The organism is Mesorhizobium waitakense (genome assembly GCF_056431085.1).
This window is the reverse complement of the sequence record NZ_JBWKME010000050.1, coordinates 126,993-139,647: the sequence shown is the minus strand read 5'-3', so window position 1 is coordinate 139,647 and position 12,655 is coordinate 126,993. Positions and strand designations below refer to the sequence as shown.

The 12,655-nt window shown below is 63.0% G+C and carries 11 protein-coding genes; all 11 read left to right on the top strand.

What is annotated here, in order from left to right:
• Position 1 precedes the first annotated feature (1 nt).
• The 11 genes from nuoF (at position 2) to AC07FD_RS11895 (ending at position 12,627) form a co-directional block, all read left to right on the top strand.
• Positions 2 to 1,306 (top strand): NADH-quinone oxidoreductase subunit NuoF, encoded by a 1,305-nt coding sequence (gene nuoF, locus AC07FD_RS11945; RefSeq protein ID WP_095087224.1) that lies wholly within the window; start codon positions 2 to 4, stop codon positions 1,304 to 1,306.
• A gap of 102 nt (positions 1,307 to 1,408) precedes the next feature.
• Positions 1,409 to 2,107 carry an NADH-ubiquinone dehydrogenase gene (locus AC07FD_RS11940; protein ID WP_478350009.1) on the top strand — a complete coding sequence of 233 codons (699 nt, stop codon included), beginning with the start codon at positions 1,409 to 1,411 and terminating at the stop codon, positions 2,105 to 2,107.
• Between the two features lie 73 nt (positions 2,108 to 2,180).
• On the top strand, positions 2,181 to 4,262 hold the full coding sequence (gene nuoG / locus AC07FD_RS11935; protein ID WP_478350008.1) for an NADH-quinone oxidoreductase subunit NuoG: 2,082 nt from the start codon (positions 2,181 to 2,183) through the stop codon (positions 4,260 to 4,262).
• 2 nt (positions 4,263 to 4,264) lie between these two features.
• Complete coding sequence (gene nuoH, locus AC07FD_RS11930; protein ID WP_095087231.1) at positions 4,265 to 5,308, top strand: NADH-quinone oxidoreductase subunit NuoH; 1,044 nt, start codon at positions 4,265 to 4,267, stop codon at positions 5,306 to 5,308.
• Positions 5,308 to 5,799 (top strand): NADH-quinone oxidoreductase subunit NuoI, encoded by a 492-nt coding sequence (gene nuoI / locus AC07FD_RS11925; protein ID WP_023812382.1) that lies wholly within the window; start codon positions 5,308 to 5,310, stop codon positions 5,797 to 5,799. The genes nuoH and nuoI overlap by 1 nt, the downstream gene beginning before the upstream one ends.
• A 125-nt stretch (positions 5,800 to 5,924) precedes the next feature.
• A complete protein-coding gene (locus tag AC07FD_RS11920; protein WP_478350007.1) occupies positions 5,925 to 6,545 on the top strand; it encodes an NADH-quinone oxidoreductase subunit J in 621 nt (206 codons plus the stop codon).
• 1 nt (position 6,546) lies between these two features.
• Entirely contained in the window at positions 6,547 to 6,855 is a 309-nt protein-coding gene (gene nuoK, locus AC07FD_RS11915; RefSeq protein ID WP_023676620.1) for an NADH-quinone oxidoreductase subunit NuoK, read from the top strand.
• A gap of 10 nt (positions 6,856 to 6,865) precedes the next feature.
• A complete protein-coding gene (gene nuoL, locus AC07FD_RS11910; RefSeq protein ID WP_478350006.1) occupies positions 6,866 to 8,839 on the top strand; it encodes an NADH-quinone oxidoreductase subunit L in 1,974 nt (657 codons plus the stop codon).
• Positions 8,839 to 10,344 (top strand): NADH-quinone oxidoreductase subunit M, encoded by a 1,506-nt coding sequence (locus AC07FD_RS11905; RefSeq protein ID WP_095087237.1) that lies wholly within the window; start codon positions 8,839 to 8,841, stop codon positions 10,342 to 10,344. The genes nuoL and AC07FD_RS11905 overlap by 1 nt, the downstream gene beginning before the upstream one ends.
• A gap of 19 nt (positions 10,345 to 10,363) precedes the next feature.
• A complete protein-coding gene (nuoN, locus tag AC07FD_RS11900) occupies positions 10,364 to 11,800 on the top strand; it encodes an NADH-quinone oxidoreductase subunit NuoN (RefSeq protein WP_478350005.1) in 1,437 nt (478 codons plus the stop codon).
• A gap of 5 nt (positions 11,801 to 11,805) precedes the next feature.
• Positions 11,806 to 12,627, top strand: coding sequence for a biotin--[acetyl-CoA-carboxylase] ligase (locus tag AC07FD_RS11895; RefSeq protein ID WP_478350004.1), 822 nt, complete (start codon positions 11,806 to 11,808; stop codon positions 12,625 to 12,627).
• The last annotated feature ends 28 nt before the right edge of the window (positions 12,628 to 12,655 follow it).

Below are 12,655 nucleotides of genomic sequence, written 5' to 3'. Positions count from 1 at the left end.
AATGCTTCAGGACAAAGACCGCATCTTCAACAACATCTACGGCCTCTTCGACAAGTCGCTGGCCGGCGCGATGGCGCGCGGCGCCTGGGACAACACGCCCGGCATCGTCGCCAAGGGGCGCGAGTGGATCGTCAACGAGATGAAGGCATCCGGCCTGCGTGGGCGCGGCGGCGCCGGCTTCCCGACCGGCCTGAAATGGTCGTTCATGCCCAAGCAGAGCGACGGCCGGCCGAGCTACCTCGTCATCAATGCAGACGAATCCGAGCCCGGCACCTGCAAGGATCGCGACATCCTGCGCAATGACCCGCACACGCTGGTCGAGGGCGCGCTGCTTGCCGGCTTCGCCATGGGCGCGATTGCCGCCTACATCTATGTTCGCGGCGAGTTCATCCGCGAGCGCGAGGCGCTGCAGCGGGCCATCGACGAGGCTTACGAGGCCAAGCTGATCGGCAAGAACAACACGTCCGGCTACGACTTCGACATCTACATGCACCATGGTGCCGGCGCCTATATCTGCGGCGAGGAGACCGCTCTGCTCGAAAGCCTCGAAGGCAAGAAGGGCCAGCCGCGGCTGAAGCCGCCATTTCCGGCCAATGTCGGCTTGTATGGTTGCCCGACAACCGTGAACAATGTCGAATCCATCGCCGTTGCGCCGACCATCCTGCGCCGCGGTGCCGCCTGGTTCTCGTCCTTCGGCCGGCCCAACAATGTCGGTACCAAGCTTTTTTGCGTGTCCGGCCACGTCAACAACCCGTGCACGGTCGAAGAGGCGATGTCGATCCCGTTCCGCGAACTGATCGAGACGCATTGCGGCGGCATTCGTGGCGGCTGGGACAATCTCCTGGCGGTCATCCCGGGCGGCGCTTCGGTGCCACTTGTGCCGGCAGAGCAGATCATCGATACGCCGATGGATTTCGACGCGTTGCGCGACCTCAAATCCGGCCTCGGCACGGCGGCTGTCATCGTCATGGACAAGTCGACCGATATCGTGAAGGCGATCGCGCGGCTTTCCTACTTCTACAAGCACGAGAGCTGCGGCCAGTGCACGCCGTGCCGTGAAGGCACCGGCTGGATGTGGCGGGTGATGGAACGGCTGGTGCGCGGCGAAGCGCAGAAGCGCGAGATCGACATGCTGCTCGATGTCACCAAACAGGTCGAGGGCCACACGATCTGCGCGCTGGGCGACGCGGCGGCATGGCCGATCCAGGGTCTGATGCGGCATTTCCGCGGCGAGGTGGAACGCCGCATCGACGAGTTTTCGCGCAATGCGCACCGGGCCGAGCCGGTGATGGTGGCGGCGGAATAGAGAAATTGTGAATTCGGGCGAAAAACCCGAAGCGGAATGCGGGCAAGTGCCCGATTTGAGACAACCGGGGCGGGCGAACGAAGAAACGACCAGGAGATATCTATGGCGCCGTATTCGACACCCTACTCTTTGATGCCCAATTTGGACCAATACGAGAAGATGAATCAGGATCTGACCAGGATGATGCCGAAGGAGATGGCGAGCGCCGTCAACCTTCTCGCGCACCCTGTCGCGGGTGCCGCGGCGATGTCGGCGCTCGGTATCGGGCTGGCGAACCACGCCTTCGGCGTCTGGCTGGGCGCACTCTCGGGGGCTGCCGAAGCCTCGCAACGGCTGCTGCAGCCGATCGTCGATGATTTCGAGGCGCGCACCGAGCGTTTCCCGGAGACGGAAAAGAGCGCTTCCAAGGCCGCCCGCGCGGCGACCAAGACCTTGATCGCCGAAGCGCAATCCTTCGCGCAGGATGTGACTGACATGGTTGCCAGGGAAGCAGCCGACACGGTGCCGGTCGTCGACGCAGGCCCGATCGCGGGCGCGGTTCCGGCCGCGTTGATGCCGGAGGATTTCCGGCAGCCAAAGGCTATGGACAAGCCCGGGAAGCCGTCGGATCTCAAGGCGATATCGGGCATCGGCCCGAAGCTGGAGCAGGTTCTCAATGGCCTGGGCATCTGGACATATGCCCAGGTCGCGGCCTGGGCGCCGGAAGAGGTTGCCTGGGTCGAGGATTATTTGTCGCTCACCGGCCGTATCGTCCGTGACGATTGGACTGCCCAGGCGACGGCACTCGCCGTCGGGAAATGATTGAAATGCCGGGTACGGTTTCGACCGTGCCCGGGACAAGAGATTGCGGGAAATCCGCAGGGGTTCGAGGCGAATGGCAAAGCTCAAGGTCGACGGGAAAGAGATCACTGTACCCGACCACTACACGCTGCTGCAGGCGGCGGAAGACGCTGGCGCGGAAGTGCCGCGTTTCTGCTTCCATGAGCGGCTGTCGATCGCCGGCAATTGCCGCATGTGCCTGATCGAGGTGAAGGGCGGACCGCCCAAGCCGCAGGCCTCCTGCGCCATGGGCGTGCGCGACCTGCGCCCCGGCCCGAATGGCGAGGCGCCGGAGATCTTCACCAACACGCCGATGGTCAAGAAGGCCCGCGAGGGCGTGATGGAATTCCTGCTGATCAACCATCCGCTGGATTGCCCGATCTGCGACCAGGGCGGCGAATGCGACCTGCAGGACCAGGCGATGGCCTTTGGCGTCGATTCCTCGCGCTATCACGAGAACAAGCGCGCGGTCGAAGACAAGTATATCGGCCCGCTGGTCAAGACGGTGATGAACCGCTGCATCCATTGCACGCGCTGCGTCCGCTTCACCACCGAAGTCGCCGGCATTTCCGAACTCGGCCTGATCGGCCGTGGCGAGGACGCCGAGATCACCACCTATCTCGAACAGGCGATGACCTCGGAGCTGCAAGGCAATGTCATCGACCTTTGCCCGGTCGGCGCGCTGACTTCGAAGCCGTTCGCCTTCCAGGCGCGGCCGTGGGAACTGACCAAGACCGAATCCATCGACGTGATGGACGCCGTCGGCTCGGCGATCCGCGTCGACAGCCGCGGCCGCGAAGTGATGCGCATCCTGCCGCGCGTCAACGAGCAGGTGAACGAGGAGTGGATCTCCGACAAGACCCGCTTCATCTGGGACGGTCTGCGCACGCAGCGCCTCGACCGCCCCTATGTGCGCAAGGATGGCAAGCTGGCACCGGCAAGCTGGGCCGAGGCCTTTGCCGCGATCAAGGATGCGGTGTCGAAGACAAAACCAGAAAAGATCGGCGCCATTGCAGGCGATCTCGCCGCGGTCGAGGAAATCTACGCGCTGAAGCTGCTGATGGCTTCGCTCGGTTCGAAGAACACCGACTGCCGTCAGGACGGCGCCGCACTCGATCCGGCGCTCGGCCGGGCCAGCTATATCTTCAACCCGACCATCGAGGGCATCGAGCAGGCCGACGCGGTGCTGATCATCGGCGCCAATCCGCGCTATGAAGCCTCGGTGCTCAACGCGCGCATCCGCAAGCGTTGGCGGATCGGCAATCTGCCGGTCGGCGTCATCGGCGATGTCGGCGACACGCGCTACGACTATGAACAACTGGGCGCCGGACCGGATTCGCTGAAGGATCTGGCCGACGGCAATGGCAAGTTCTTCCAGACGCTGAAGAAGGCGACGCATCCGCTGATCATCGTCGGCCAGGGCGCCCTGGCGCGCGCCGATGGTGCGGCCGTGCTCGGCCAAGCGGCAAAGCTCGCCGCCGCCGTCAACGCCGCAAGGGCGGACTGGAACGGCTTTGCAGTGCTGCACAACGCGGCCGGTCGCGTCGGCGGCCTCGATCTCGGCTTCGTGCCGGGCGAGAGCGGCAAGAACGTCGCCGGGATGCTGGGCGAGGTGGAACTGCTGTTCCTGCTCGGCGCCGACGAAATCGACATTGCCAAGACCGGCGGCGCCTTCGTCGTCTATATCGGCACGCATGGTGACCAGGGTGCACACCGCGCCAATGTCATCCTGCCGGCGGCAGCCTACACCGAAAAGTCGGCCACCTATGTCAACACCGAAGGCCGCGTGCAGCAGACCAACCGCGCCGGCTTCGCGCCGGGCGATGCGCGCGAGGACTGGGCGATCCTGCGGGCGCTGTCGGATGTGCTGGGCAAGAAGCTGCCGTTCGATTCGCTGCCGCAGCTGCGTGCGAAGCTCTATGGCGAATTCCCGCATCTGGCCCGTATCGATCAGGTCGTGGCCGGCAATGCCGAGGACATCGCCAAAGTTGCGAAGCTCGGCGGGCGGTTGAACAAGGGCACCTTCACCTCGCCGGTCACGGACTTCTACCTGACCAACCCGATCGCGCGGGCATCGGCCGTGATGGCGGAATGCTCGGCACTGGCCAAGAGCGGCTTCAAGCAGGCGGCGGAATAAGCATGGACACTTTCTTCTCCTTCTACGTGCTGCCGGCGCTGCTGATCCTTCTCAAGTCAGTCGTGCTGATCGTCGTGCTTTTGATCTTCGTCGCCTACATCCTCTACGCCGACCGCAAGATCTGGGCGGCGGTGCAGCTGCGCCGCGGCCCGAACGTGGTCGGCCCGTGGGGCACGCTGCAGGCCTTCGCCGATCTTTTGAAGTTCGTCTTCAAGGAACCGGTCATCCCGTCCGGCGCCAACAAGGGCGTTTTTCTCCTGGCGCCGCTGGTTTCTGCCGTGCTGGCGATCTCGGCCTGGGCGGTCATTCCGGTCAACCAGGGCTGGGCGATCGCCAACGTCAATGTCGGCATCCTCTATGTCTTCGCCATCTCTTCGCTCGAGGTCTATGGCGTGATCATGGGCGGCTGGGCGTCCAACTCGAAATATCCGTTCCTCGGCGCGCTTCGCTCGGCCGCACAGATGGTTTCCTACGAAGTCTCGATCGGCTTCGTCATCGTCACCGTGCTTTTGTGCGCCGGTTCGCTCAACCTGTCCGACATCGTCTTGTCGCAGCAGGATGGGCTGGGCACTAAGCTCGGCCTGCCCAACACCTTCCTCGACTGGCACTGGCTGTCGCTGTTCCCGATGTTCGTCATCTTCTTCATCTCGGCGCTGGCCGAGACGAACCGGCCGCCTTTCGACCTGGTGGAAGCCGAATCGGAACTGGTCGCCGGTCACATGGTCGAATACTCGTCGACGCCGTTCCTGCTGTTCTTCCTCGGTGAGTATGTCGCCATCGTGCTGATGTGCGCGCTGGCCACCATCCTGTTCCTCGGCGGCTGGCTGCCGCCCTTCGACTTCGCGCCGTTCACCTGGGTGCCGGGCGTCATCTGGTTCGTGCTGAAAGTCTGCTTCGTGTTCTTCGGTATCTCCATGGTGAAGGCTTTCGTGCCGCGCTACCGTTACGACCAGCTGATGCGGCTCGGCTGGAAGGTGTTCCTGCCGATCTCGCTGTTCATGGTGGTCGCCACCGCCGCCTTCCTCAAGATCACGGGGTTTGCGTGATGTCCGCTCTGTCCCAAGCCGCAAAATCGCTGCTGCTGCAGGATTTCGTCAGCGCCTTCTTCCTGTCGATGCGCCAGTTCTTCGCGCCAAAGGAGACGATCAACTATCCGCACGAGAAGGGGCCGACCAGCCCGCGCTTCCGTGGCGAGCATGCGTTGCGCCGCTACCCCAATGGTGAGGAACGCTGCATTGCGTGCAAGCTGTGCGAGGCGATCTGCCCGGCGCAGGCGATCACCATCGAGGCCGGCCCGCGCCGCAATGACGGCACGCGGCGCACGGTGCGTTACGACATCGACATGGTGAAATGCATCTATTGCGGCTTCTGCCAGGAAGCCTGCCCGGTCGACGCCATCGTCGAGGGGCCGAATTTCGAATTCGCGACGGAGACGCGCGAAGAGCTCTACTACGACAAGGACAAGCTTTTGGCGAATGGCGACCGGTGGGAGCGCGAACTGGCGCGCAACATCTCGCTGGACTCGCCGTATCGCTGATATTTGACGCATGGACGGGGCGAGGGGCCTCGTCTAAGGAACACGAAACTTGCTTACCGGAGGCGGTGGCAAAAAATCGAACCTGACGCGAGCGTCATGCTCGAACAGGAACCCGGGGGAACCCCATGCTGAGTGGACTAGAGGCGGCCTTTTTCTACCTCTTCGCCTTTGTCGCGGTGGCGTCGGCGTTCATGGTCATTTCGTCGCGCAACCCCGTGCATTCGGTGCTGTTCCTGATCTTGACCTTCTTCAACGCGGCCGGCCTGTTCATGCTGACCGGCGCCGAGTTCCTGGCGATGATCCTGCTCGTCGTCTATGTCGGCGCGGTCATGGTGCTGTTCCTGTTCGTCGTCATGATGCTCGACGTCGATTTCGCAGAGATGAAGGAAGGCGCGCTGCAGTATGCGCCGATCGGCGCGCTGGTCGGGCTGATCCTGGCGGCGGAGCTGATCGTCGTGCTGGGCGGTTACACATTCGCACCGCAGCTCGCCTCGACGATCTCCAAGCCAATTCCGGACCTCGCCACGCGCTCGAATACGGCAGCACTCGGCGACATCCTCTATACGGACTACCTCTACTACTTCCAGATCGCCGGCCTCGTGCTCTTGGTCGCCATGATCGGCGCCATCGTCTTGACGCTGCGCCACAAGGAAGGGGTCAAGCGGCAGTCGATCGCAGCCCAGGTCGGCCGCACCGCGGCGACCGGCATGGAAATCCGCAAGGTCAAGTCGGGCGAAGGAGTCTGAGATGGTCGTCGGCATCGCACATTATCTGACCGTATCGGCGATCCTGTTCACGCTCGGCGTGTTCGGCATCTTTTTGAACCGCCGGAACGTCATCGTCATCCTGATGTCGATCGAGCTGATCCTGCTCGCGGTCAACATCAACTTCGTCGCTTTCTCGGCGGCACTCGGCGATCTGGTCGGCCAGGTGTTCGCTCTGTTCGTGCTGACGGTCGCGGCGGCCGAGGCTGCCATCGGACTTGCCATTCTCGTCGTCTTCTTCCGCAACCGCGGCTCGATCGCGGTCGAAGACGTGAACATGATGAAGGGTTGACGGAACCACCATGTACCAGGCCATCGTCTTCCTTCCCCTGCTCGGCTTCCTGATCGTCGGCCTGTTCGGCACGTCGCTCGGCGCCAAGGCGTCCGAATACATCACCTCAGGCTTCCTGGTGATCGCGGCGGTGCTGTCGTGGGTTGCGTTCTTCAGCGTCGGCTTCGGCCATGGCGAGGTGTTCACCGTGCCGGTGCTGCGCTGGATCCAGTCGGGCGGATTGGAAGCGTCCTGGGCACTCCGGATCGACACGCTTACGGTGGTGATGCTGGTGGTGGTCAACACGGTGTCGGCGCTGGTCCACATCTATTCGATCGGCTACATGCACCACGATCCGAACCGGCCGCGCTTCTTCGCCTATCTGTCGCTGTTCACCTTCGCCATGCTGATGCTGGTGACCGCCGACAATCTGGTGCAGATGTTCTTCGGCTGGGAAGGGGTGGGTCTCGCGTCCTACCTGCTGATCGGCTTCTGGTACAAGAAGCCGTCGGCCAACGCCGCCGCGATCAAGGCCTTCGTCGTCAACCGAGTCGGCGATTTCGGCTTCGCGCTCGGCATTTTCGGTCTGTTCGTGCTGTTCGGTTCGGTCAATCTGGGCACCATCTTCGCCAATGCGGCGACGTTCATTCCCGCTGAAGGCGCGCCGCAAGGTGCCACCGTGCTGACCTTCCTCGGGCACGCGCTCGACAAGCAGTCGGCAATGACGATCGTCTGCCTGCTGCTGTTCATGGGCGCCGTGGGCAAGTCGGCGCAGGTGCCGCTGCACACCTGGCTGCCGGACGCCATGGAAGGCCCGACGCCGGTCTCCGCACTCATCCACGCCGCCACCATGGTGACGGCGGGCGTGTTCATGCTGGCGCGGTTGTCGCCGCTGTTCGAACTGTCGCATTCGGCGCTGACGGTCGTGACCTTCATCGGCGCCTTCACGGCCTTCTTCGCGGCGACCGTCGGCCTCGTCCAGAACGACATCAAGCGCGTCATCGCCTATTCGACCTGTTCGCAGCTCGGCTACATGTTCGTGGCGCTCGGCGTCGGCGCCTACGGTGCCGCGATCTTCCACCTGTTCACACATGCCTTCTTCAAGGCGCTGCTATTCCTCGGCTCGGGCTCGGTCATTCACGCTGTCTCCGACGAGCAGGACATGCGCAACATGGGCGGCCTGCGCAAGCTGATCCCGACCACCTACTGGATGATGGTGATCGGCACGCTGGCGCTGACCGGTGTCGGCATTCCGGTGACGGTCATCGGCACCGCCGGCTTCTTCTCCAAGGACGCCATCATCGAAAGCGCCTTTGCCGGCCACAATTCGGTTGCCGGCCTCGCCTTTGTGCTTTTGGTCATCGCCGCCTGCTTCACCTCCTTCTATTCCTGGCGGCTGATCTTCATGACCTTCCATGGCGAGCCGCGGGCGAGCCATGAGGTGATGCACCACGTCCATGAATCGCCGCCGGTGATGCTGGTGCCGCTGTTCATCCTGGCCGCTGGCGCGCTGTTCGCCGGCATCATCTTCCACGGCGCCTTCATCGGCGAGGGCTATGCCGAGTTCTGGAAGGCATCGCTGTTCACACTGCCGGACAACCACATCCTGCACGAAATCCACGAACTGCCGCTGTGGGTCGAGCTCTCGCCCTTCATCGCTATGCTGATCGGCTTAGCGCTGGCCTGGAAGTTCTACATCCGCTCGCCGGAATTGCCGCGAAGCGTCGCCGTCAACCACCGCTTGCTCTACGCCTTCCTGCTCAACAAGTGGTATTTCGACGAGCTGTACGACTTCCTGTTCGTGCGGCCGGCCAAGCGGCTCGGTCGTTTCCTGTGGAAGACCGGCGACGGCACCATCATAGACGGTCTTGGTCCTGACGGCATCTCGGCGCGCGTCATCGATGTCACCGACCGCGTCGTCAAGCTGCAGACCGGCTACCTCTACCACTATGCCTTCGCCATGCTGATCGGCGTTGCCGCACTCGTCACCTGGATGATGCTCTGATGACCGCCTGGCCAATCCTCTCGCTGGTCACCTTCCTGCCGCTGGTTGGTGTGCTGCTCATCCTGTTCATCAATGATGACAGTGAAAACGCGCGCCGCAACATCCGCGCCATCGCGCTGTTGACGACGACGTTCACGTTCATCATCTCGCTGTTCATCTGGACCGGCTTTGACAATTCGCAAGCGGGTTTCCAGTTCGTCGAGAAGGTTGCCTGGCTCGACTCCGGCATCTCCTACCATATGGGCGTCGACGGCATTTCAATGCTGTTCGTCATCCTGACGACGTTCCTGATGCCGCTCTGCATCCTGGCCTCGTGGGAAGCGATCGAGAAGCGCGTCAAGGCCTACATGATCGCTTTCCTGCTGCTCGAAACGCTGATGATCGGCGTGTTCTGCGCGCTGGACATCGTGCTGTTCTACGTCTTCTTCGAGGCCGGCCTGATCCCGATGTTCATCATCATCGGCGTCTGGGGCGGCAAGCGGCGCGTCTATGCCTCGTTCAAGTTCTTCCTCTACACGCTGGCCGGCTCGGTGCTGATGCTGCTCGCCATCATGGCGATGTTCTATCAGTCCGGCACGACCGACATCCCGACGCTTTTGACGCACAATTTCCCGGCCAACATGCAGACCTGGTTGTGGCTCGCCTTCTTCGCCTCCTTCGCGGTGAAGATGCCGATGTGGCCGGTGCACACCTGGCTGCCTGACGCGCATGTCGAAGCGCCGACGGCGGGCTCGGTGATCCTGGCCGCAATCCTGCTCAAGATGGGCGGGTACGGCTTCCTGCGCTTCTCGCTGCCGATGTTCCCGCTGGCGTCAGAAATGTTCGCGCCACTGGTGTTCACACTGTCGGTTGTCGCCATCATCTACACCTCGCTGGTGGCGCTGATGCAGGAGGACATGAAAAAGCTGATCGCCTATTCCTCGGTCGCCCATATGGGCTTCGTGACCATGGGCATCTTTGCCATGAACCAGGAAGGCGTGCAGGGCGCGATCTTCCAGATGCTCAGCCACGGCCTTGTCTCGGGCGCGCTGTTCCTGTGCGTCGGCGTTATCTACGACCGCATGCACACGCGCGAGATCGACGCCTATGGCGGGCTGGTCAACAACATGCCGAAATACGCCACCGTGTTCATGGTCTTCACCATGGCCAATGTCGGCCTGCCCGGCACCAGCGGCTTCGTCGGCGAGTTCCTGACCATGCTCGGCGTGTTCCGGGTCAACACCTGGGTGGCGTTCTTCGCAGCCACCGGCGTCATCCTGTCGGCAGCCTATGCGCTGTGGCTCTATCGCCGGGTGATTTTCGGCGCGCTGACCAAGGACAGCCTGAAGGGCCTGCTCGATCTGTCGCCGCGCGAGAAGGTGATCATCTACCCGCTGGTTGTGCTGGTCATATTCTTCGGCGTCTATCCGGCGCCCGTCTTCGACGCGACGGCCCAATCGGTCAAGTCGCTCGTCACCAATGTCACTGCATCCATCGGCGCCGCGCAGACCGCGGCGGCGAATTAACCCAAGGGTTTTGCGAACCATGACGCCGGACCTTCTCTCCAGCCTGTCGCTCTCGACGCCAGAGCTGATCCTCGCCATCGGCGCGCTGGCGCTGCTGATGGTCGGCGCCTATTCGCGCGCTAACACCGCCAATACGGTGACCGGCCTCGCCGTCGCTGTGCTGCTGACATCAGGCGCCTGGCTGGTCTTCCGCACGGGGCAGGGCAGCGCCTATGGCAATGCCTTCATCCAGGATTCCTTCGCCCACTTCATGAAGGTGCTGGCGCTGATCGGCTCGGCGGTGACGCTGGTGATGTCGATGCGCTTTGCCAAGGCGGAGCATTTCGACAAATTCGAGTATCCGGTGCTGATCCTGCTTTGCACGCTCGGCATGATGCTGATGATCTCGGCCAACAGCATGATCGGGCTCTATCTCGGTCTCGAACTGCAGTCGCTGGCGATCTACGTGCTGGCGGCGATCAACCGCGACAATCTGCGTTCGACCGAGGCCGGCCTGAAGTATTTCGTCCTCGGCGCACTGTCGTCGGGCATGCTCCTCTATGGCATCAGCCTGGTCTACGGCTACACCGGCAACACCGGCTTCCAGGAGATCGCCACGGCGCTGGGCAGCGGCGAGCGCCAGCTTGGCCTGGTTTTCGGTCTCGTCTTCGTGCTGGCCGGCCTTGCCTTCAAGATCTCGGCGGTGCCGTTCCACATGTGGACGCCCGACGTCTACGAAGGAGCACCGACTCCCGTGACGGCCTTCCTGGCGGCCGCACCCAAAATGGCGGCGATGGCGCTGATGGTGCGCGTCACCATGGGCGCCTTCAAGCCGATCGCCTCGGACTGGCAGCAGATCATCGTCTTCATCTCGATCGCCTCGATGGCGCTCGGTGCCTTCGCGGCGATCGGCCAGACCAACATCAAGCGACTGATGGCCTATTCCTCGATCGGCCACATGGGCTACGCGCTGGTCGGCCTTGCCGCCAACAGCCAGGCGGGCGTGCGTGGCGTTGCCATCTACATGCTGATCTATCTGGTGATGACGCTCGGCACGTTCGCCTTCATCCTCGCCATGCGGCGCAAGGAAGGCAATGTCGAACAGATCAGCGACCTGGCCGGCCTGTCGTCGACCAACCCGATCATGGCGACGATCCTGACCATCTTGATGTTCTCGCTGGCCGGCATTCCGCCGCTCGCCGGTTTCTGGGGGAAATGGTACGTCTTCCTCGCCGCCATCAACGCCAACCTCTACGCGCTGGCGATCATCGGCGTGCTGGCCTCGGTGGTGGGTGCTTATTACTATCTGCGCATCATCAAGATCATGTGGTTCGACGAGCCGGTTGGCGGCTTTGTGCCGATGGCGAGTGAACTGCGCCTGGTGCTCGGCGTCAGTGGCGCCTTCGTGCTGTTCTACGTGCTGATCGGCGGGCCGATCGGCACCTATGCCGAAGCCGCTGCCAAGACATTTTTCTAAACGGCATGGCGTTTCGGCTGGCTCCTACCTCGGCGTCGGAAGGGTTCCGGCTCGAGGCACATGACAGCGTCGGCTCCACCAATGCGCTGGCGTTGGACCATGCCCGAGCGGGCGACCCCGGCAGATTGTGGGTCGTTTCCAAGAAGCAGGAAAGCGGGCGCGGGCGGCGCGGCCGTGTCTGGGCGACGCCGGAAGGCAACCTCGCGGCGACGCTGCTTGTCATCACCACTGCCGAACTTCGCCTTGCCGCGACGCTTGGCTTCGTGGCCGGGCTGGCGCTGGCCGATGCACTCGACGCGGTCGTGCCGAAGGGCCGGATCGCCATAGGCCTCGACGGCGCAAGTGCGGGCAAAAACCGTTTCGAGCTGAAATGGCCGAACGACGTGCTTGCCTCAGGCGCCAAGCTAGCCGGCATCCTGCTGGAATCGGCGATCCTGGACGGCGGCCGCTTCGCGGTGGCGGTCGGCATCGGCGTCAATGTTGTGGCTTATCCCGAGGATTTGCCTTATCCGGCAACTTCATTGCGCGCGCTGGGCGCGGCATGCGATGCGGAAACATTGTTTCTGGCGCTGTCGGATGCCTGGAGCGAGAATGCCCGGTTGTGGGATGAGGGGCGCGGACTTGCCGCCGTCAGGCAACGCTGGCTGGCACGCGCGGCGGGGCTTGGCGGCGAGGTTGCTGTCAGAATTGACGGTAATGTGGTGTGTGGCGTGTTTGAAACCATTGACGAAGACTGCCGTTTCGTGATCCGCGACGATGAAGGTTCTATTCTGACGATCGCCGCCGGCGACGTGCATTTCGGCGCGGTCGCGTCTGCCCGCGTCTAACGGGCTTGGCCTGAGGGCCAGGAAGGGA

Excerpts from the sequence above, each read along its gene's own strand:
- nuoF (WP_095087224.1), top strand. The coding sequence starts at position 2 with ATGCTTCAGGACAAAGACCGCATCTTCAACAACATCTACGGCCTCTTC.
- nuoI (WP_023812382.1), top strand. The coding sequence starts at position 5,308 with ATGTCCGCTCTGTCCCAAGCCGCAAAATCGCTGCTGCTGCAGGATTTC.
- nuoG (WP_478350008.1), top strand. The coding sequence starts at position 2,181 with ATGGCAAAGCTCAAGGTCGACGGGAAAGAGATCACTGTACCCGACCAC.
- nuoH (WP_095087231.1), top strand. The coding sequence starts at position 4,265 with ATGGACACTTTCTTCTCCTTCTACGTGCTGCCGGCGCTGCTGATCCTT.
- AC07FD_RS11920 (WP_478350007.1), top strand. The coding sequence starts at position 5,925 with ATGCTGAGTGGACTAGAGGCGGCCTTTTTCTACCTCTTCGCCTTTGTC.
- nuoN (WP_478350005.1), top strand. The coding sequence starts at position 10,364 with ATGACGCCGGACCTTCTCTCCAGCCTGTCGCTCTCGACGCCAGAGCTG.
- nuoK (WP_023676620.1), top strand. The coding sequence starts at position 6,547 with ATGGTCGTCGGCATCGCACATTATCTGACCGTATCGGCGATCCTGTTC.
- nuoL (WP_478350006.1), top strand. The coding sequence starts at position 6,866 with ATGTACCAGGCCATCGTCTTCCTTCCCCTGCTCGGCTTCCTGATCGTC.
- AC07FD_RS11905 (WP_095087237.1), top strand. The coding sequence starts at position 8,839 with ATGACCGCCTGGCCAATCCTCTCGCTGGTCACCTTCCTGCCGCTGGTT.
- AC07FD_RS11940 (WP_478350009.1), top strand. The coding sequence starts at position 1,409 with ATGGCGCCGTATTCGACACCCTACTCTTTGATGCCCAATTTGGACCAA.
- AC07FD_RS11895 (WP_478350004.1), top strand. The coding sequence starts at position 11,806 with ATGGCGTTTCGGCTGGCTCCTACCTCGGCGTCGGAAGGGTTCCGGCTC.